Annotated in this window: 21 protein-coding genes and 1 tRNA gene; 6 read left to right on the plus strand and 16 right to left on the minus strand. The window is 56.3% G+C overall.

What is annotated here, in order from left to right; translation table 11 throughout:
• Nucleotides 1-22: 22 nt before the first annotated feature.
• From ihfA to ABJN86_RS11695, 4 genes are all read left to right on the plus strand, one after another.
• Nucleotides 23-325, plus strand: coding sequence for an integration host factor subunit alpha (gene ihfA, locus ABJN86_RS11680; RefSeq protein WP_073141637.1), 303 nt, complete (start codon nt 23-25; stop codon nt 323-325).
• Nucleotides 326-350: 25 nt separating this feature from the next.
• The gene (locus ABJN86_RS11685; RefSeq protein ID WP_348432271.1) at nt 351-1,469 is read left to right on the plus strand and encodes a MerR family transcriptional regulator; all 1,119 of its coding nucleotides are present in this window, start codon (nt 351-353) and stop codon (nt 1,467-1,469) included.
• Nucleotides 1,470-1,565: 96 nt separating this feature from the next.
• Nucleotides 1,566-1,642, plus strand: a tRNA-Pro gene (locus tag ABJN86_RS11690).
• A gap of 58 nt (nt 1,643-1,700) precedes the next feature.
• Nucleotides 1,701-2,786 carry a 2'-deoxycytidine 5'-triphosphate deaminase gene (locus ABJN86_RS11695; RefSeq protein ID WP_348367309.1) on the plus strand — a complete coding sequence of 362 codons (1,086 nt, stop codon included), beginning with the start codon at nt 1,701-1,703 and terminating at the stop codon, nt 2,784-2,786.
• Nucleotides 2,787-2,929: 143 nt separating this feature from the next.
• Here ABJN86_RS11695 and ABJN86_RS11700 read toward each other — a convergent pair whose 3' ends face one another.
• From ABJN86_RS11700 to ABJN86_RS11730, 7 genes are all read right to left on the minus strand, one after another.
• On the minus strand, nt 2,930-3,253 hold the full coding sequence (locus tag ABJN86_RS11700) for a dimethylsulfonioproprionate lyase family protein (protein ID WP_348367670.1): 324 nt from the start codon (nt 3,251-3,253) through the stop codon (nt 2,930-2,932).
• A gap of 18 nt (nt 3,254-3,271) precedes the next feature.
• Nucleotides 3,272-3,517, minus strand: a complete 246-nt coding sequence (locus tag ABJN86_RS11705) for a dimethylsulfonioproprionate lyase family protein (RefSeq protein ID WP_348367311.1) — start codon at nt 3,515-3,517, stop codon at nt 3,272-3,274.
• A gap of 93 nt (nt 3,518-3,610) precedes the next feature.
• The gene (locus tag ABJN86_RS11710) at nt 3,611-5,212 is read right to left on the minus strand and encodes a GMC family oxidoreductase N-terminal domain-containing protein (RefSeq protein ID WP_348367312.1); all 1,602 of its coding nucleotides are present in this window, start codon (nt 5,210-5,212) and stop codon (nt 3,611-3,613) included.
• Nucleotides 5,213-5,222: 10 nt separating this feature from the next.
• Nucleotides 5,223-6,212: an enoyl-CoA hydratase/isomerase family protein gene (locus ABJN86_RS11715; protein WP_348367314.1), complete on the minus strand. Its 990-nt coding sequence runs from the start codon at nt 6,210-6,212 to the stop codon at nt 5,223-5,225.
• A 23-nt stretch (nt 6,213-6,235) separates the two neighbouring features.
• A complete protein-coding gene (locus tag ABJN86_RS11720) occupies nt 6,236-7,057 on the minus strand; it encodes an enoyl-CoA hydratase-related protein (RefSeq protein ID WP_348367315.1) in 822 nt (273 codons plus the stop codon).
• Between the two features lie 23 nt (nt 7,058-7,080).
• Complete coding sequence (locus ABJN86_RS11725) at nt 7,081-8,352, minus strand: CoA transferase (RefSeq protein ID WP_348367317.1); 1,272 nt, start codon at nt 8,350-8,352, stop codon at nt 7,081-7,083.
• Nucleotides 8,353-8,379: 27 nt separating this feature from the next.
• Nucleotides 8,380-9,873 (minus strand): CoA-acylating methylmalonate-semialdehyde dehydrogenase, encoded by a 1,494-nt coding sequence (locus tag ABJN86_RS11730; protein ID WP_348367671.1) that lies wholly within the window; start codon nt 9,871-9,873, stop codon nt 8,380-8,382.
• A 101-nt stretch (nt 9,874-9,974) separates the two neighbouring features.
• On the opposite strand from ABJN86_RS11730, the gene ABJN86_RS11735 reads away from it, so the two are divergent.
• Nucleotides 9,975-10,901 carry a LysR family transcriptional regulator gene (locus ABJN86_RS11735; protein WP_348367319.1) on the plus strand — a complete coding sequence of 309 codons (927 nt, stop codon included), beginning with the start codon at nt 9,975-9,977 and terminating at the stop codon, nt 10,899-10,901.
• Between the two features lie 139 nt (nt 10,902-11,040).
• Here ABJN86_RS11735 and ABJN86_RS11740 read toward each other — a convergent pair whose 3' ends face one another.
• The 7 genes from ABJN86_RS11740 to ABJN86_RS11770 form a co-directional block, all read right to left on the minus strand.
• Nucleotides 11,041-11,241: a hypothetical protein gene (locus ABJN86_RS11740; RefSeq protein WP_348367320.1), complete on the minus strand. Its 201-nt coding sequence runs from the start codon at nt 11,239-11,241 to the stop codon at nt 11,041-11,043.
• A 31-nt stretch (nt 11,242-11,272) separates the two neighbouring features.
• Entirely contained in the window at nt 11,273-11,914 is a 642-nt protein-coding gene (scpB, locus tag ABJN86_RS11745) for an SMC-Scp complex subunit ScpB (protein WP_348367322.1), read from the minus strand.
• On the minus strand, nt 11,915-12,709 hold the full coding sequence (locus ABJN86_RS11750; protein WP_348367324.1) for a ScpA family protein: 795 nt from the start codon (nt 12,707-12,709) through the stop codon (nt 11,915-11,917). It lies immediately after the preceding gene.
• A 3-nt stretch (nt 12,710-12,712) separates the two neighbouring features.
• Nucleotides 12,713-13,705, minus strand: coding sequence for a glycoside hydrolase family 3 N-terminal domain-containing protein (locus ABJN86_RS11755; protein WP_348367326.1), 993 nt, complete (start codon nt 13,703-13,705; stop codon nt 12,713-12,715).
• A 62-nt stretch (nt 13,706-13,767) separates the two neighbouring features.
• The gene (locus ABJN86_RS11760; protein ID WP_348367328.1) at nt 13,768-14,721 is read right to left on the minus strand and encodes an SPOR domain-containing protein; all 954 of its coding nucleotides are present in this window, start codon (nt 14,719-14,721) and stop codon (nt 13,768-13,770) included.
• Between the two features lie 87 nt (nt 14,722-14,808).
• Nucleotides 14,809-16,551, minus strand: a complete 1,743-nt coding sequence (gene argS / locus ABJN86_RS11765) for an arginine--tRNA ligase (RefSeq protein ID WP_348367330.1) — start codon at nt 16,549-16,551, stop codon at nt 14,809-14,811.
• A 131-nt stretch (nt 16,552-16,682) separates the two neighbouring features.
• Nucleotides 16,683-17,855, minus strand: coding sequence for a deoxyguanosinetriphosphate triphosphohydrolase (locus ABJN86_RS11770; protein ID WP_348367332.1), 1,173 nt, complete (start codon nt 17,853-17,855; stop codon nt 16,683-16,685).
• Between the two features lie 191 nt (nt 17,856-18,046).
• Between ABJN86_RS11770 and ABJN86_RS11775 the strand changes: the two genes are divergently transcribed.
• Nucleotides 18,047-18,370 (plus strand): iron-sulfur cluster assembly accessory protein, encoded by a 324-nt coding sequence (locus tag ABJN86_RS11775; RefSeq protein ID WP_348367672.1) that lies wholly within the window; start codon nt 18,047-18,049, stop codon nt 18,368-18,370.
• A 62-nt stretch (nt 18,371-18,432) separates the two neighbouring features.
• On the opposite strand, the gene ABJN86_RS11780 is transcribed toward ABJN86_RS11775, so the two are convergent.
• Together ABJN86_RS11780 and ABJN86_RS11785 are read right to left on the minus strand one after the other, a co-directional pair.
• The gene (locus tag ABJN86_RS11780) at nt 18,433-18,618 is read right to left on the minus strand and encodes a hypothetical protein (RefSeq protein WP_348367334.1); all 186 of its coding nucleotides are present in this window, start codon (nt 18,616-18,618) and stop codon (nt 18,433-18,435) included.
• 160 nt (nt 18,619-18,778) lie between these two features.
• On the minus strand, nt 18,779-18,982 hold the full coding sequence (locus ABJN86_RS11785; RefSeq protein WP_348367336.1) for a hypothetical protein: 204 nt from the start codon (nt 18,980-18,982) through the stop codon (nt 18,779-18,781).
• Nucleotides 18,983-19,013 lie beyond the last annotated feature (31 nt).

The raw sequence follows: 19,013 nt of genomic DNA on the forward strand, positions 1-19,013 counted from the left end.
TTTTTAAAATAAGGGGGACGACATGACTGCCAAAACATTGACCCGCATGGATTTAAGCGAAGCCGTATTTCGAGAGGTTGGCTTGTCACGCAATGAAAGCGCGGATCTCGTTGAAAGTGTTCTCAAACACATGTCCGATGCACTGGTCACTGGCCAGCAGGTAAAGATCTCTTCCTTCGGCACATTTTCCGTTCGCGAGAAGTCCGCGCGCGTTGGCCGCAACCCTAAAACCGGCGAAGAGGTTCCAATTCACCCACGCCGCGTGTTGACCTTCCGCCCGTCGCATCTGATGAAAGACCGTGTCGCCTCTGGCAACAAATCCTAACCCTGCGATTAGGTAGGACTGAAACATGGCATCCAAAGCGCGCGACGCATTCCGCACCATCTCCGAAGTGGCCGACTGGCTAGATGTGCCTGCGCATGTGCTGCGCTTTTGGGAAAGCAAGTTCACCCAGATCAAACCCGTGAAACGGGCCGGCGGGCGCAGATACTATCGCCCGCAGGACATGCTGCTGATCGGCGGCATCAAGAAACTGCTCCACGATGACGGCATGACCATTCGTGGTGTGCAAAAGATGCTTAAAGAAGAAGGCGTCAAAGCGATCAGCGGCTTGTCGAAATCTCTTGATGGCGTTGAAGAAGCATCTTCACCACGCACCCTGCGCCGTAAGGACGAGACACCTGATACTGAGGACGCGGTTGATCAAACCGCTGACACTGCAATTGATGATGCGGTTTTAGCCGATGACCAAACCGCAGTTGATGCGTGGGAAGCCGACGCCAAGGAAGACGAGGCCCCTGCCCCTGAGCAAGCTACTCTGGATAACCCCGAGCTGACGAGCGCGGAAGAACCTGAGCCCGAAGTTGAAGCGGCTTCAAGTTCTGAGGCTGCTCCGGAAACCCATGAAGAAAAACAAGAAGAGGCTGTAACCGGTGAAGACGCCGAACCAGAGCCCGCGGAAGACCCAATGCAAGACGACGATGCGACCGAAACTGACGATGCAGTAGATGATGTACCTGAAGCTCCCTTCATAGAAGTGGAGGAGGAAGAGCCTCAGCTCGGTGGCGACAATGTCGTAGAACTGCCCTCGCGCAATGATCAGGAACCCGAGGCGTCGTTAGAGGCCGTCGCAGAGGATATTGAGGCGGTAGAGCCTGAGACTACGGAGCAACCTACCGAAGAGGTAGACCTAGCGCCTGAGCTTAATCTGGGGCCAGAGGCTGAGGCTGAGGCTGAGGCTGAGGCTGAGATCAAAACGCCTCATGAGCCCGTGACGCAAGCACGAACCGACGCACCAGAGACGGAGCAAGAGGGATACCAGCCCTCAGACGCTCAACTGGCTGCCCTCGCCCTCAAGCGCAAGTTGCGCGGCACGGATGCTGCAGGGCTTAATGCCGACGGGATAGCCCCCCATGTGGCCCGCCTGCAAGCCCTGCGCGATAAGCTGGCGAACCAGTTGGGCCAGTAGGCTGCTTCGTAAAGCAATGTTTGTCATGGCCCCGCATTATTCTGGCCAAAGCCCTTGCCACCGCTTGGAATTTGGCTATGAACTGACGCCATTAGTCGGGCTATGGCGCAGCCTGGTAGCGCGTCCGTCTGGGGGACGGAAGGTCGCAGGTTCGAGTCCTGCTAGCCCGACCAATAACAAAACGCCCGTGTGCAGATGCGCCGGGCGTTTCGTGTATCTAGGGGGATGATGATGGCTGAATTCAATCAAGGCATACTTGCTGATCACCAAATGCGGGCGATGCTCGACAGTGGTGCAATCACTGCAGAGGAACCCGTCTCTGACGGTCAAATCCAACCCGCCTCCCTTGATCTTCGCCTTGGCACTCATGCTTACCGCGTCCGCGCTTCCTTCCTGACTGGCCGCGACCATCCGGTAGAGCGCCGTTTACAAGACTTCACCATGCATAAGGTCGACCTGACCAAGGGCGCTGTACTGGAAAAGGGCTGCGTCTATGTGGTGCCTTTGCTGGAACATCTCGCCCTACCTGACGATATGAGTGCTGCGGCCTCCGCCAAGTCCTCCATCGGGCGGTTGGACCTGCTGACGCGGGTCATTACCGACTACGGCGTAGAGTTTGACCGCGTGCCTGCGGGCTACGTCGGCCCTCTATTTGCGGAAATTTGCCCCCGCTCCTTCTCAGTTGTCGCCCGCACGGGGCAGATGTTGAACCAGATCATCTTCCGCACTGGAAAAACCGTGATGGACGACGACGAACTGCGCGCGCTGCATGCAGACAGCCCCATCGTGTCGGGCGATCCGGTGATCTCGGATGGGTTGGGGTTTTCGGTCGATCTGAAGCCCGAAACCGGCGATCTGGTGGGCTACCGTGCCAAACCCCATACGGGCGTGATCGATTTGGACAAGCTGGGCCATTACGACCCCTCCGAATACTGGGAAGAACTGCGCACGTCCGAGGGACGCTTGATCCTGGATCCAGGCGCGTTCTATATCCTTGTGAGCCAGCAAAGCATTGTTATTCCACCACATTGCGCCGCCGAAATGGCGCCCTATCTGGCCATGGTCGGCGAATTCCGCGTCCATTACGCTGGCTTCTTCGATCCCGGATTCGGCTATTCAGGCGCTGGCGGAACAGGCTCACGCGGGGTGCTGGAAGTCCGCTGTCACGAGGCCCCGTTTGTGTTGGAGCACGGGCAAACCGTGGGTCGCTTGGTCTATGAGCACATGTCCGAAGTCCCGACGCAGCTATACGGCATAGACATCAAGTCCAACTACCAAGGGCAAGGGTTGAAGCTGTCGAAGCATTTTAAGGTGTAGGGTTAAGCTTAGCCTTACTTAAGGTCCGCTATTCGGACAAAGCGCCAATTCGCTGCGGCTGCTCCAACGTCCGGTTTCGGAAACTGAGCGATGGCTGCTCTTGATAGTGGCACGACCCTATTTCTTCGAGTTCTGCGAGAAGTTCATGTCAGGTGACAGCAGTCGTTCTTTTGGTCCGATCCAAGCATAGGCCAGAAGGCATGGATCAATGTCGCCGGTGGTGATGCGTGTTTGGAGCCGGAAGTGTTCAGGATCAGTGATCCGGGGGAAAACACTGCAGAGTTATTTTCAGACCAGGATCCCGCAATTGAAATATAGCTTTCTTCGATCTCGGAATGGCTGTGCTTGGGGTAAGTTGTTGAAGGGGCAAACATCACAAATCCGATGATGAGGTCGCCTGTTTGAACCGAACCACGCGGTCCCAGAACTTCGCAGTAGGCGTACTTTTTGATCAGTGCTTTTGGCAGTTTGTCATACCCATATTCCTATTCAAGATGGGTCGACACTTCGCGCAAGGCACGCGCCATGCCCTGCATTGCGCCACGTTCCCCAAGGTCCAAAGCGCGCGGTAAGTGGGCCGACACCGGCAAAGATGTTGCAGGTTTTTCAAGAATAACCGGGTTGGGTTTGACTGCATTGAATAATCGGTCGCGCACGCGTTTGGGATGGCTGCGGACGATGGCGCTGCCACCAGAGAACCCCATGCGATACAACGCATCGAATTCCTGCAACAGGTACTTCCAACTCGGGCAATCTTGCAGACCTGTAGGATCAACTGGGATATCGGCCGAAAACGCGGTCTCTTTGAAAGGTGTTCTAGATTTCTATAGGCCCAAGATCATATCAGCCGCCTTTTCCGCAATCATGATTGTGGGTGAATTTGTGTTGCCCGACGTAATTGTCGGCATGACAGAGGCGTCAACCACCCGGAGGTTCTCGATCCCGTTCACGCGCAAGTCTGGCCCAACGACAGCGGCATCATCCGGCCCCATACGGCAGGTGCCGACAGGGTGGAAAATCGTGGTGCCGATGTCGCCAGCCATATGAGCCAAATCCGCATCCGATTGATACGCCGCACCGGGGCTGATTTCGGAGGGCCTGTATTTGGCCATCACAGCCTGATCTGCGATTTTACGGGCAAGGCGGATGGCACGCACCGCAACCTGACGATCCCCTTCGGTGCTCAAGTAATTGGGGTCGATGGATGGATGAGACTTCGGGTCTTTAGACGTGATATGCACCGAACCTCGGCTTTGCGGACGTACAGGCACGACACTGGCCGTAAAGGCCGGGAACGGATGCAAAGGATCGCCGAATTTATCAAGCGACAATGGCTGGACGTGAAATTCGAGGTCGGCGGTTTCGACCTCGGGCCCGGACTTTGCAAAGATACCCAACTGGCTTGGGGCCATCGACATCGGCCCTGACCGTTTCAAGGCATATTCAAGCCCAATCCCCATGCGTCCCCAAAGCGAGCCTGCGCGTTGGTTCAACGTTTTAACGCCTTCCACGCGGAACGCCGTACGCAGTTGCAGATGATCTTGCAGGTTCTCACCAACCGCGTCGATTTGATGAACGACTTCAATCCCCTGCGCGCCAAGAATCTCTGGATTGCCAATTCCCGACAGCTCCAGCAATTGCGGCGACCCGATTGCACCTGCAGACAAGATCACCTCGCCGCGCGCTTTGTAGGTGGTATTCACGCCACGCACATCCACGTCCAAACCCGTCGCGCGTTTGCCCTCAAACAAGACCTTCTGGACTTGCGCTTGGGTGACGACCTTGAGGTTCTCACGAGACTTCACAGGGCGCAGGAAACCTTTGGATGTGTTCCAGCGCCAGCCACCCCGCTGGTTGACCCGAAAGTAGGCCGAACCTTCGTTGTCGCCGCGATTGAAATCCTCAACCTTCGCAATCCCGGCCTGTTCGGCGGCATCACGGTAGGCGTCCAAAATCTCCCATGTCAGGCGTTGTTCCTCAACTCGCCATTCGCCACCTTCGCCATGCATTTCGTCTTCGCCGGCATAGTAATCCTCGGATTTTTTGAAGTAGGGCAACACATCGTCCCAGCCCCAGCCAGGGTTCCCCATCTGGCGCCAGCCATCATAGTCACGCGCCTGGCCGCGCATATAGATCATGCCATTGATCGACGAACACCCCCCCAGCACGCGCCCGCGCGGATAGTTCAGCGCACGGCCATTCAGCCCGTGTTGATCCTTGGTCTTAAACCCCCAATCCGTCCGTGGGTTGCCCATACAATAAAGGTATCCGACAGGGATATGGATCCAGATATAATTGTCTTTGCCGCCTGCTTCTAATAGCAGAACACGGTTCTTGGGATCCTCAGATAGGCGATTGGCAAGAACGCAACCTGCCGATCCGCCACCCACGATGATATAGTCAAACTCTTGAGAATTTCCGGTCATGATGCGACTTTCATGTTTGCGTTAAGGCAGGTGTTGATTGCCAACAGGGTGCGTGGTCTTTGTCGACCAAAACAGCCCGGACTCCTTCGGCCAGATCGGGATGGCGGATGGAGCGCTGCATGGCTTCAAATTCACGCGCCAGGCAATCTTTGAGCGACGCGTCCCGCCCGCGTCGCAGCAACCGCATGGTTTCTTGCAGGCTGCGTGGTGAGACTTTATCAAGCGTCCTACGCGCGGATTCTGATCCCACCGCAGTGCGTTTCGACAAACAGTCTTTGATGCTGCAAAGTGTCGATTGATCAAAACACATGGTATTGGCTGCAAGGCTTAACATGCTGCTTTGATAGCCGGGGGCCGCGCAAAAACTGTCTAGGACAGTGTCCAGCGCTGCCTCAGGCACGCCAAGCGCGCTCTCAAATCCATTCACATCGCCCTGGGGCAACATGTGGGTTGAAAGGCCCAACGTTTGTGCCTCAAAGCCCGCAACGTTTGCGCCGGTCAGGCCCATCCAAAAGCCGCCAAAATGCGGCATGCGGGGCAGGAAATAGCTGCCGCCGACGTCGGGGAAAAAACCAATTGCGGTTTCGGGCATGGCAAACCAGGCACGATCCGTCGCAACGCGGACATCGCATTGCATGACAAGACCTAAGCCCCCGCCCATGCAGACCCCGTCAACCAAAGCGATGATGGTTTTAGCATAGCCAGACATGCGTTGGATCAGGCTGTATTCTTCTTGGAAGAACTGTTCGGCATCTGCGAAATTCTGCGCCAATGATAGGGTGCGGATCCGGCGCATATCGCCACCCGCACAAAACGCGCGATCCGTGTCGGATCTCAGAAGCACGCGATCAATGGTCGGGTCGTCCTCAAACTGGTCCAATGCCCGATCAATGTCGCGCACCATGTCGAGCGTAAGCGCATTTATGGCCTGCGGGCGGTCAAGGCCAATGATCCCTACCCGTCCAGCTTGCGCCACTGTGATATGCGATTGGTGCGACATGATGTACGATGCGTCCCTACTTGCTATCGGTTGCGGAACACAGGCGCACGTTTTGCGACAAAGGCAGCCATGCCTTCTTTTTGGCCGTCAGTGGCAAAGGCTGCCTGAAACAACCGGCGTTCGTGCATCACACCCTCGGATAGGTTGGATTGGAAGGCATAATTCACAGCCTCTTTGGCCATCGCGACGGCGGGGGCGTTTAGCCCGGCGATCTGATGGGCGGCCTCAAGGGCGGTTTGCAAAAGCTCGTGGCCCGGGACTACACGTGCCACGATGCCAGAGGCTTTGGCCTCGACCGCGTCCACCGTGCGGCCCGTCAGGATCATGTCCATCGCCAGCGATTTCCCGATGGATTTCGACAGCCGCTGCGACCCGCCAATGCCGGGCAAGATCCCGAGTTTAATCTCGGGTAAACCAAATTGCGCATCTTCTGACGCGATGATGAGATCGCACAGCATCGCCAGCTCAAACCCGCCACCAAGGGCAAAGCCGCTGACGGCAGCAATCACGGGCTTCTGGATGAAACGCATCTGGTCCCAATCGGCAAAAATATCGTTGCCCAACAATTCTACCAACGTCTTTTCCGCCATTTCTTCGATGTCGGCCCCCGCAGCAAAGGCGCGCGGGCTGCCGGTGATGACGACAGCGCCGATACGGTCATCCGCATCGAAAGCCTTTAACGTGGCCATGACCTCGGCCGCCAATTGCAGGTTCAAGGCGTTCAACTGCTTGGGGCGGTTCAACGTGATCAAACCGACATGTTCGCGCCGCTCGACAATGATTTCCTCAAGCGTTGTACGTTCGATGCCTTTTTCGGCTTTTGATTTTGGTGTCTTGGCTGTCATTGGTTTTTCTCCCACGTCTGATGTCAGCGCTTTAGCCCGAAAGACGCCCAGCCAAAATCTTCGGCATCGGTTTGTGCGTGTTTCTTGGCTGTTTGATTTCGATCATAGGCCTCTGCGTCGGCCATAACTTCGGCAAGGATGTCCTCGCGGTGCTGGTTCAGCGCCGGAGCCACCTGTGCGGTTGCCGGATCTATGTCTTTATAGGCTGACAACTTCACCGGATTGCCCGCAGTGCGGAAGGGTTTGGCGCTTTTGCCTTCGACCTGCACGATCATGTTGCGCGACAAGAGCTGCGGATGATCGAGGATCCGGTCGATCGTATTGATCGGGCCGCAGGGCACGCCGACCTCGTTCAACTCATCCAACCAGTGCTGCACCGGCATTTTGGACGTCACCGCATCGATGGCTGCGACCATCTTGGGCCGGTTGCGCACCCGCAGATCATTGGACGAAAAATCAGGGTCCATCGCCAAATCCGGCGCACCAATAGCGTCGGCCATCAGCAGGAACAACTGGTCGTTGCCTGCCGCGATCACAAAGCGTTCGTCTTTGGCCTGAAACGTCTCAAACGGAGCCAATGACGGGTGGCAATCACCCGTGCGGGTGGGCACCTTGCCTTCTACGTCAAACCGGGCAAGAGCGGTTTCCATCAAAGCGGCCTGACAATCGAGCATGCCGATATCAACGCGTTCGCCTTGCGCGTTCTGTGTGCGCCTATAAAGAGCAGCCAAAATGCCGATAACGCCGAACAAAGCCGCGCCCAGATCACCAAAACTGGTGCCGACACGGGCCGGGCGTTCACCGGGCCAGCCGGTCAAGCTCATTACGCCCCCCATGGCTTGGACAACCATGTCATACCCCGGCAGATCAGACATCGGGCCAGAATGACCAAAGCCCGAGATTGAAGAATAAATCAGATGCGGATGGGTCTTGGCCAAACGCTCAGAGCCATATCCGAGGCGGTCCATCACGCCGGGGCGGAAATTCTCGACCAACACGTCTGATGTGTCCAACAGCCGTTCCAGCAATTCCCGATCGCGGGGCGACTTGATGTCCAAAACGATGCTTTCTTTGCCGCGATTGAAGCACATGAAATATGCGCTTTCAGCGTCAACGAACGGCGGGAAGGCCCGCGTGTCATCGCCAGTGCCGAACTTTTCGACCTTGATGACCCGCGCGCCTAAATCGGCCAGCACCATGGTACAATATGGCCCTGCCAGAACCCGCGAAAAATCAAGGACTGTGATCCCGCTGAGCGGGCCGCCATCAAGCTTTTCGTCTTTTGAATTTTGCATGGTCTGCTTCCTCCCAAAGCGACGCGGTTACTGGGCGACCGGCATCGCGAACTCAGCACCCTTCGAAATGCTTTCCGGCCAGCGCTGCATGATCGATTTCTGTTTTGTATAGAACCGCATGCCTTCTTCGCCGTAGGCATGGGTGTCGCCGAACAGGCTTTTCTTCCAGCCGCCAAACCCATGCCACGCCATTGGCACCGGGATCGGCACGTTGATGCCCACCATGCCAACTTGGATCTTGCGGCCAAATTCGCGCGCAGCATTGCCATCGCGGGTGAACAGGCTGACACCGTTGCCAAATTCATGGGCATTGATCAGATCGACACCTTCCGCGAAATCCTTGACGCGAACGCAGGCCAGCACGGGGCCAAAAATCTCTTCGCGGTAGATGGTCATATCGGGGGTCACATTGTCGAACAATGTGCCGCCCAGCCAATAGCCGTCCTCATGGCCCTCGATCGTGAAATCGCGCCCGTCCACAACGAGGTTGGCGCCTTCAGCGGCCCCTTTTTCGATGTAACCTTTTATGCGGTCATGGGCTTCTTTGGTCACGACCGGACCCATCTCTGCATCCAGCTCCAGCCCGTTCATGATCTTTAGATCACGGGCCCTCTCGGCCAGCATTGGCACAATCTTGTCGGCAACATCCCCCACAAGGGTTGCGACGGAAATCGCCATGCAGCGCTCTCCTGCCGATCCGTAGGCCGCGCCGACCAGCGCATCGACGGCCTTTTCCAAGTCCGCATCAGGCATCACCAACATGTGGTTTTTTGCGCCACCCAAGGCCTGCACCCGCTTGCCGTTGCGCGCACCAGTCTCATAGATGTAATTTGCAATTGGCGTAGAGCCAACGAAGGACACGGCCTTTACGTCGTCATGATCCAATAGGGCGTCAACAGCGACTTTATCGCCCTGCACCACATTAAAAACGCCATCGGGGAAGCCTGCCTCTTTCATCAACTCCGCATACATCAAGGCAGGCGTCGGATCAGTGGGCGACGGCTTTAGAACAAAGGTATTCCCAGCGGCGATTGCGACAGGGAACATCCACATCGGCACCATGACCGGAAAGTTGAACGGGGTCACACCAGAAACAACGCCCAGCGGTTGGCGCAGGGTCCAGTTGTCGATACCCGTAGACACCTGGTCGGTGAAATCACCCTTGAGCAGTTGCGGGATTCCGCAGGCAAATTCAACAATATCAATGCCGCGCTCAACCTCGCCACGAGCATCGGTGAAAACCTTGCCATGCTCGAGCGTGATCGCGCGGGCCAGGTCATCCTTGTTCTCATTCAGCAGGTTCAGAAAGCGGTTCATCAACCTTGCGCGCCGGATCGGTGGCATATCGGCCCACACCGGAAACGCCTTTTGAGCCGCGGCAACAGCCATGTCCACATCCTCGACCTGTGCAAGGTCAACGATCCCAGTTTGGGCACCTGTTGCCGGGTTAAACACCGCTTGGGTTGCAGCATTCGTACCAGCGTATGATTTGCCGTTGATATAATGCCCGATCGGGTGAATAGTCATAGAATGCTCCGATATTGAGTTCTTTGGCAACATGTCGACTTTGAACGCCACAATCCAATGAGTATTGGCACCCTACATTATAAGGAATAATTATATTGCGATCCGTTCAAGACATCCGCGTGCTTGATGCGTTCATCACTGTGGCCCGCGAAGGAAACGTGTCGCGAGCAGCCGAAAAATTGCACCTGACACAGCCCGCTGTCAGCCTGCAACTGAAGCGCTTGGCGCAAGACACAGGCCTGACGTTGTTCACACGCACGTCCAAGGGGCTGGAACTGACACGGGACGGAACAGCACTGATCGCGAAGGCTGAAAAGGTGCGCGCCGCATTGACCGAATTCGGCCAAACCGCGCGCAGGGTCAGCGGCGATGTGCGCGGCACTTTGCGTATTGGCACCATTGTCGATCCAGGATTCATCCGCTTGGGCCAGTTTTTGTCGTTATTGGTGGAAGGGTTCCCTGATTTGCGGACGAAACTTACGCACGGCATGAGCGGCGAGGTGATCAACCGTATCATTACTGACCACATCGATGTTGGTTTCTATCTTGGAAGTCTGGCCCCTTACGAACCCGCGATTGATCCCGACCAACTCGACGGAGCGTCCCTTTTCCATGAACGAGAGCTGACAACATTCACCTATCAAGTGCTGGCTCCGAAAGGATGGGAGGATCGCGTTATTGGCAAAGACTGGCAGGCGCTGGCCGATCTGCCATGGATCGGCACGCCTCAAGACTCGGTCCATTGCCGGCTTTTGGATGCCGAGCTGTCCGAGGACGGTATCACGCCAAACTACGTCTGTTCGGTGGACCAAGAACCGTCCATGTTAGCGATGGTGCGCTCTGGGGTTGGACTAAGCCTTTGTCGGGAATCTATTGCGCTAGATGAAATGCAAACGCGCGGTCTTGTTGTCGCCGATCAGGTGTCGATCCAAACATCGCTCCGCTTTATTGCTCTGAAATCCCGCGCCAAAGATCCAAACGTCAAAGCGGCATTTGAGGTTCTTGACTCAACATGGGACTAGCACAAAAAAATGTGCGTCGTGTGATTTGAAACGAGTTCGCCAGTTTTCCGCAGTAAGTTTGTCTCGACGAGACAATAGCTGACGTTCATGCAGATCGCAGCATTTGCGACTATGGCTCGAAGCCGACATTCCCCTTCTTCTAAAACCGCCCAATCCGCCTGCTCATCTTCACTGCTTGCTTGGCCCTCTTGGAGTTCTCGCCCGCCTTTTGGCGTTGCTCTGAGGTCAAATCCTCGCCGCGTTGGCCGCGTTTGGCCGCGACGTCGATGCCTTTGCTAATCCCCATATTGACCAAGCGGCGTGTGACCATACGGATCACCATATTTATCATCTGATTCATTTTCGTTCTCCTATTGAGATCAGTATAGGGGTTAATCTTCGAAAAGCTCGTTCTGACCTTCTGGGCTCTCGTCTTCGTCATTCTCGTTGACCGCATCGCTGCCCGGTCTTGGGCGGTTGTCCAGCAAACCGGCAGAGCGAAGTTCTTTCAAGCCCGGCAAGTCGCGTGCGTTTTCTAGACCGAAATGGTCAAGGAATTCTTGCGTCACCACGAAGGTCACAGGACGGCCCGGCGTCATGCGGCGACGGCCAAAGCGGATCCATTCCATCTCGATCAACTGATCAACTGTGCCACGCGACACGGATACGCCGCGAATTTCTTCGATCTCGGCGCGGGTCACAGGCTGGTGGTAGGCGACAATCGCCAAGGTCTCAATGGCCGCGCGCGACAGTTTGCGGGTCTCGACGGTTTCTTTTTGCATCAAGAAGCCAAGATCTCCCGCCGTGCGCATCGCCCAAGCGTCGCCCACTTTGACCAGATGCACGCCGCGTCCCTCGTAGCGCTTCTTGAGGTAGACCAGCGCCTCTGCCGGGTCCGAGCCGTGGGGCATCCGGTCCGTCAATTCCTTAACCGTCACGGGCTCCACCGAGGCGAACAGGACCGCCTCCACCATGCGTTCTTGCTCCGCTATGGGTGGGGCCTCGAACAGGGACTCTTCTTGTTCCTCAGACATTTAGTTGTCCTTTTTACGAATTTGTATGGGGGTGAAGACATCGCCTTGGCGCAACTCAATCTGCCCCTGCTTAACCATCTCTAGGGACGCGGCAAAGGTCGCGGCAGTGGCAGAGCGGCGCTTAACAGGGTCCATCTCCCAGCCCTCCGGCAGCCAAGTGTTCAGGTCCGACCAGTCGCCCGCAAAGCCGATCAGGCTGCGCATGCGGTCCAAAGCTTGCTCCATCGTGTAGACCTTTTCGCGGTCCATCACAAAGGGGCGGAATTCGTCCTTGGTTTTGATCCGCGCGTAACCCTGCATCAGGTCCAGCAAGGTTGCGGTATAGGTTACCTTGCGCACCCGCGTGACGTCTTCAGGCAAGCCACGGGCAAAGAAGTCGCGCCCCAACTGATCCCGCGCCATCAACTTGGCAGAGGCCTCGCGCATCGCGCTCAAGCGCTCCAACTGAAAGGCCAAATGCGCGGCAAGTTCTTCGCCGCTCGGCCCCTCTTCTGTTGGATCAGGGGGGAGCAATAGGCGGGATTTCAGGAAGGCCAGCCATGCCGCCATCACCAGATAGTCCGCCGCCAACTCCAAACGCAGCTCTTTGGCGCGCTCGATAAAGATCAAATATTGCTCGGCCAATTGCAGGATCGAGACTTTGCGCAGGTCCACTTTTTGGGTGCGCGAAAGGGTCAACAACAGATCAAGTGGGCCTTCAAAGCCGTCAACATCGACGATCAACGCTTCCGCAGCCAAACGCGCCTCTACGGTGCCCTCGTCCCAGTCGATCTCGGTCTGTTCGTTCTCGCTCATGCGCTACCCTGCAACTAGGGTGCGAAACTCCGCTTCAAGCGCCGAAATGTCAACATCTGTTGGGGTTTTGCGGTGGGTTAGCGCCCGTGTCGCCCGCGCAGCCATTGCAGATGTCATCTCGCCACAAACATCAGCCACGCCCGCCATCTCGGTCATGTCGCCGTTGCAATGCAGTGCGATATCGCAGCCCGCATCCAACGAGGCCCGCGCGCGTTCCGGCACGGTGCCTGACAACGCTTCCATCGAGATGTCATCCGTCATGATCAAGTTGTCGAAGCCAATATCGGTGCGGATCATCTCCATCGCCTTTGGCGAAGTCGTTGCCGGTAAGTCATCGATGCATGGGAAAACGATATGCGCCGTCATGCCCATCGCCATATGCGTGAGGCGTTTGAAGGGGGCGAAGTCTAAGGCGTCCAATTCGGCGCGTGGCACATCGACAGTTGGCAGGTCCTTGTGTCCATCTACCACCGCGCGGCCATATCCGGGAATGTGTTTCAACACGGGTAAAACGCCACCGTCCAGCAGGCCTTGCTCTGTCGCCAAACACATGTCGACGACCGTATCCACGTCCGAGCCGTAGCAGCGGTTGCGTAAAACAGGGTGGCTTTCTGGCCAGATCACATCCGCTAATGGGGCGCAGTTGACGTCGATGCCGACCTCGAACAGTTCCTCGGCGATCAGTCGGTTGCGCAGATACATGGCCCGCGCCGAGCGATCTCCGGCCATAGTCATCTGATCCAAAGCTGGCGGATATTCGCGCCACTCCGGGGCACGCATGCGTTGAACACGCCCGCCTTCTTGGTCGATCAGGATCGGGGCATTCCAGCCAACACAAGCCCGCAGATCAGCCGTCAAAGCCGATAATTGAGCGCGATTTGCGACATTTCTGGCAAAAAGAATGAAACCCCAAGGATTTGCGCTTGTGAAAAAGCGACGTTCCCCCTCCGAGAGCTTCAGCCCCTCGCAGCCAAAAATATATGCACCTGAGGACATTGCTATAACCTCTTAAACCAAAATGTTGTCGGTGCGCTTGCACTCAGCGAACATTAGCCCAATTAGCGGGCCAGAACGGGGATACAAGCGGCTTTGCCCGCGACAAGAACCGCACAAAAGCGGCGTGAGGCGTTCAAATCAGCAAACCCAACCGCGCGAAGGCGATAGAATTTGCGACCACCAGACGTGGCTTCCTGAATGACCCGCGACTTACCGTCGATGTAATCCTCGAAGCGTGCAGCGATCTTGTCCCACTCGTTGCGGGCCGTCGCGGCATCATCAAAGGCACCCAGTTGCACCAAACGCGTGCCGGACTCGATGCTACTTGCCTCCACTTCAGCAGAAGCGGTGCTCTCACCGGCAACGGCAACCACTGCGGACGCTACCGCCGCTTGTGCCTGCAATGCAGCCAAATCGACATTGGGTTTACGTGTCGGGACAGGAGAACGATTTACGCCCGGAACCTTCGGATCAAGAATTGGGCGCGCAAGTTCCACCTCAACCTCTTCTTGTGCAGGAGCCGTGTTTTCCAACGGAGTGGCGCCCGCCGCCAAACGGTCAACCAGCGCTTGAGTTGTTGCAGGATCGGCCGCATCGTTCAAAGACACGAGTGTGCCAACGGATTCCTCGACAACGCCCTCAGCCTCGACCTCAACTTCATTGGGCGGGGCCACGATGGCATCCTCTTGGGTCAAATCAATCGGCTCAGGTGCTAAAATAACTTGCCCCGTCGGGCCTTCGGCCTCCCCTTCGGACTGCACGGAATTTACAGCTAAACCAGTATGTTGCGCCAGTTGACCACCTGGGTCAGCGGGCTGCACACGAGCAGGTCCCTCAAGTGCGCGAATAACCGGCACGTTCGTGACATCGCGCACGCTAAGTTGATACCCCCAAAAGGCCAAGCCAAGCACCAACACCACAGAGCTGCCTGCGCCCACAAAGTTCATCATGCGTGAAAAGCGGCCCTGCTGCGGGGCCGCAGGCGCACTAAATGCGCCGAATTCCAGATCTGCCATACTCGCCTCTCCGCCCCCGAATTCGTTTCGGGTGGTCTGTCTTTAAGCCTGCTCGTAGCTCCAGAACCGGGCGCAGATCATTAAACGTCAGCGCATCTCTTCGGCAGGAGCTACCCCTAGAATACCAAGACCTGCGGAAATAACAATCGCCGTGGCACGTGCGAGGGCAATTTTTGGCAAACTCGCGCTCTCATTGGCCTGCATGAAGCGCAATTCCGTTACATCATTGCCCCTATTCCACAGCGCATGCAGCTCTCCGGCCAGCTCATACAGGTAGAAAGCAACGCGGTGCGGCTCATTGGTACGCCCAGCAATTTCGACCAAACGTGGCCATTCTGCCAGTTTGGACGCCAACGCCAGCTCTGCCTCATGGGTGTTGCCAGACAAATCTGCCTCGGCAAGAACCGCATCAGACATGTCCCAGCCCTCCGCTTGCGCCTTACGCAGAACCGAGCACACCCGCGCATGGGCGTATTGCACGTAGAACACCGGGTTGTCCTTGGATTGCTCCAGCACCTTGGAGAAGTCAAAATCCAACGGCGCATCCTGCTTGCGGGTCAGCATCACGAACCGCGTCACATCGGGGCCCACGAGGTCCACAACATCGCGCAAGGTCACGAAGGTCCCTGCCCGCTTGGACATTTTGAACGGCTCGCCATCCTTAAACAGACGTACCAGTTGCGTAAGCTTGATATCCAGAGACACGCGGCCGTCAGACAGTGCAGACACCGCAGCCTTCATCCGCTTCACATACCCACCATGATCCGCACCAAAGACGTCAATAAGCTCGTCAAATCCGCGTGTTACCTTGTCGTAGTGATAGGCAATGTCAGGTGCAAAATAGGTCCATGCCCCATCAGATTTCTGGATGGGCCGGTCCACATCATCGCCATGGGCGGTTGAGCGGAACAGCAGCTGCTCGCGCGGCTCCCAATCCTCAGGCACCTTGCCTTTTGGCGGCTCCAACGTGCCACGGTAGATCAGCCCCTTCCCCTCAAGGTCGGCAATCGCCGCCTCGATCTGGCCGGTACCATATAGGGATTTCTCGGAGTAGAACTTGTCCATTTCGACCCCCAATGAGGCCAAATCAGCACGGATCAAATCCATCATAGCTTCGGTCGAGAACTCGCGAACATCTTCCAGCCAAACGTCTTCGCCCTTGTCGAGGTATGTGTCACCGACCTTCGCCTTTAACGCCTCCCCCACGGCAACCAAATAGTCGCCAGGGTAGGTACCATCTTCAAAGGCCACGTCTTGGCCATGCGCCTCAAGGTAGCGCAAGTAAACAGACCGCGCCAAAACGTCGACCTGAGCCCCCCCATCATTGATGTAGTATTCACGGGTTACGTCATAACCGGTGTAATCCAGCAAGGACGCCAAGGCGTCCCCAAACACCGCCCCACGCGTGTGACCTACGTGCAAAGGTCCAGTCGGGTTGGCAGATACATACTCTACATTCACCTTACGCCCCGCCCCCATGGCCGAGCGTCCAAATGACGTGCCACCCGCCAGCGCAGCCGATACGGCGCCCGCCCAAACGTTGGCCTCTAGGCGCAAGTTCAAAAAGCCAGGTCCAGCCACCTCTGCCAAAGCCACCCGCGCGTCGGCCATCAGCTTGACGGCCAAGGCGTCTGCAATGTCGCGGGGCTTCATTTTGGCAGGCTTAGCCAAGACCATGGCTGCATTGGTCGCCATGTCGCCATGAGCCGCGTCACGTGGAGGCTCAACCGCTACGTTCGCAAAATCCAAGCCCTCAGGCAGGACGCCCTCGGCGACCATCGCTTCAAGCGATGTGATTACAACTGCGCGAATATCAGAAAACAGGTTCATCGTCTTACCTCATAAGTTGCGCGCGGTTTACCACGCCTGAATGCGCGGTCCACCCCCATCATTGCTTCAAAAATACCTCGAGGGTTTGGGGGCAGCGCCCCCATGGCTTGATGTCAGGCCACCCAAATCAATCACCCGCGCTCCACGACATAGCTGTCCGCAGCGACCCCACCGATGAGCCGCTCATGTTCTTGCAGCGCAAACCGATCGGTCATGCCCGCAATATAATCGGACACGATCCGCGCTAATGCAGTCTCGTCTTCTGCATCCTCCACATCCTTGCGCCATTGCTTCGGCAACAGGTCCGTTTGCGTCATAAACAAAGGAAACAGCTCGTTGACCACTTGGGTCACTTGCACTCGCATCTCAACCACGGCGGGGGCGCGGTACATGCGCGTGAACAAAAACTCGCGAATAACCTTCAACTGCGACCATATTTCAGGCGAAAATTGCACCATCGCACGCCCTGCTCCCCGAATATCCGTCACAGAGGCAGGATTCAGATTCGCCAAACGCTGTTGAGCAACCTCGATCACATCCTCAACCAAAACCCCGAAAAAGCGGCGTAAAGCTTCGTGTCGCCGGCGGTAGTAGTTCAAATTCGGGTGCAACTCATCCACACGCGCGAAGCATGGCCCCAGCAACGGCAGCTCCGCCAGTTCATCAGTTGAGAACAACTCCGCCCGCAAACCGTCATGCAAATCATGGTTATTATAGGCGATATCATCAGCAAGTGCCGCGACTTGCGCTTCAGCGCTCGCATAGGTGCCAAGTTCTAAATCGTGGCGCGCCGAATACTCGGACAACACAAACGGCAGCTTCCCAATCACAGGACCATTGTGCTTGGCGATCCCTTCCAAGGTTTCCCAAGTCAGATTTAGCCCATCCCAATCCGCATAATGACGCTCTAGAGACGTCACAATCTTCAGCGCCTGCGCATTGTGGTCGAACCCGCCATAGGGGGCCATCAAGGCGTCCAGAGCTTCCTCGCCGGTGTGCCCGAACGGCGTGTGCCCAAGATCATGCGCCAGTGCTACGGCCTCGGTAAGCTCCTCATTTAACCCCAAAACGCCCGCAATCGTTCGCGCCACTTGCGCCACTTCAATCGAGTGCGTCAAACGTGTGCGGAAATAATCCCCCTCGTGCTCGATAAAAACTTGGGTTTTATGCTTGAGACGCCGGAAGGCGCTGGCGTGGATGATCCGATCCCGATCCCGTTGGAAACAAGATCGAAAGGTGGCTTCATTCTCCGGAAATAGCCGCCCACGGCTATCATCGGGATGACATGCAAAGGGAGCCAGCATGAGGGTATCCTTGTTATTCTTATTTTCCTTATTTTCCTATACTATCCCGCCCGGTAAGGCGACAGGTCCCAAAGGCAAAGATGCCGTTACCAAAAATTTACCAGACTATACCCGCCTTTGCCTTGAGATCACCCAAGTGGCGCATTAAGTTTGCTCTGATAGCGCACTCATGAAGGATGTGAGCGATGGAATTGAATCTGCCCCCAAAAGTGACCGACCGCGCGTTTGAACGGCTCGCTGAAATCGGAGCCTCCGACCAAGGTCAGGCGTTGCGTGTGGCGGTAGATGGCGGCGGCTGCTCCGGCTTTCAATACGACATCAAACTGGACACTCCGGCTGACGATGACTTGGTGCTGTCAAAAGACGGCGAGACGGTTGTTGTGGATTCCGTCTCCCTGCCCTTTTTGACCAATGCTGTGATCGATTTTTCCGAAGAGCTGATTGGCGCACGCTTTATCATTGAGAACCCCAACGCGACGTCTTCGTGCGGCTGCGGGACCTCGTTCTCAATGTAGCAGACAGCAAAAAGGGCGCTGCTTTTGGCGCGCCCTTTTGGTTTTTGCTATCCCAGTATGAATTAAAACTCGCGTTTATATTCCTCCAGCGCGGCTTCCCACGCGGGTGAATTGTCCAGAATTTCTGGTTCAAACGGGATAAAGTACAACCCTTGAATGGCCCCGCGAGACGCTTGCACATCATCGGATTCGGGGACTCCACAGGCTGTCAGCGCGAACAAAGCGCCCAGTACCATTACTACTCTCATTGTCTGCCTCATGCAGTTTTGTTTTTTTATTTGTTATTTCATGAGTGTAGAAAATCGACGTGGAAATGGGGCGCTAATTTGTCACTGCGCCCCGAATCAGTTTGATCACTGTGTCCTTTTCGCCACTAAGCAAGGCGGAAAGGCTATGCGTTTCCGCTACTTACCGAAAATTGGAACGCAGCAATGACTTCTTAAGGGATGCTTGCGTCACGACAGCTTTGGTCGGAAGAACCACTGTCGTTTTCGTAATCAGCAAAGAGCCATCGGCGCGCGTTACGGTCTCAACATATGTCACGGTCTTGGCGTTCACGGCACCAACAAGCGCCAATGAGGCCGCTACTGCGAGGGGTATTAAGCGTTTCATATCGTCCACCTTTCGTTCGGTTGGCGATACA

Origin of the sequence: Litoreibacter sp. (assembly GCF_039974535.1) — a bacterium.
Classification (GTDB): domain Bacteria; phylum Pseudomonadota; class Alphaproteobacteria; order Rhodobacterales; family Rhodobacteraceae; genus Litoreibacter.

Coding starts and splice junctions, on each gene's coding strand:
- ihfA (WP_073141637.1), top strand. CDS start 23: ATGACTGCCAAAACATTGACCCGCATGGATTTAAGCGAAGCCGTATTT.
- ABJN86_RS11685 (WP_348432271.1), top strand. CDS start 351: ATGGCATCCAAAGCGCGCGACGCATTCCGCACCATCTCCGAAGTGGCC.
- ABJN86_RS11695 (WP_348367309.1), top strand. CDS start 1,701: ATGGCTGAATTCAATCAAGGCATACTTGCTGATCACCAAATGCGGGCG.
- ABJN86_RS11710 (WP_348367312.1), bottom strand. CDS start 5,212: ATGACCGGAAATTCTCAAGAGTTTGACTATATCATCGTGGGTGGCGGA.
- ABJN86_RS11715 (WP_348367314.1), bottom strand. CDS start 6,212: ATGTCGCACCAATCGCATATCACAGTGGCGCAAGCTGGACGGGTAGGG.
- ABJN86_RS11720 (WP_348367315.1), bottom strand. CDS start 7,057: ATGACAGCCAAGACACCAAAATCAAAAGCCGAAAAAGGCATCGAACGT.
- ABJN86_RS11725 (WP_348367317.1), bottom strand. CDS start 8,352: ATGCAAAATTCAAAAGACGAAAAGCTTGATGGCGGCCCGCTCAGCGGG.
- ABJN86_RS11740 (WP_348367320.1), bottom strand. CDS start 11,241: ATGAATCAGATGATAAATATGGTGATCCGTATGGTCACACGCCGCTTG.
- scpB (WP_348367322.1), bottom strand. CDS start 11,914: ATGTCTGAGGAACAAGAAGAGTCCCTGTTCGAGGCCCCACCCATAGCG.
- ABJN86_RS11750 (WP_348367324.1), bottom strand. CDS start 12,709: ATGAGCGAGAACGAACAGACCGAGATCGACTGGGACGAGGGCACCGTA.
- ABJN86_RS11755 (WP_348367326.1), bottom strand. CDS start 13,705: ATGTCCTCAGGTGCATATATTTTTGGCTGCGAGGGGCTGAAGCTCTCG.
- ABJN86_RS11760 (WP_348367328.1), bottom strand. CDS start 14,721: ATGGCAGATCTGGAATTCGGCGCATTTAGTGCGCCTGCGGCCCCGCAG.
- argS (WP_348367330.1), bottom strand. CDS start 16,551: ATGAACCTGTTTTCTGATATTCGCGCAGTTGTAATCACATCGCTTGAA.
- ABJN86_RS11770 (WP_348367332.1), bottom strand. CDS start 17,855: ATGCTGGCTCCCTTTGCATGTCATCCCGATGATAGCCGTGGGCGGCTA.
- ABJN86_RS11780 (WP_348367334.1), bottom strand. CDS start 18,618: ATGAGAGTAGTAATGGTACTGGGCGCTTTGTTCGCGCTGACAGCCTGT.
- ABJN86_RS11785 (WP_348367336.1), bottom strand. CDS start 18,982: ATGAAACGCTTAATACCCCTCGCAGTAGCGGCCTCATTGGCGCTTGTT.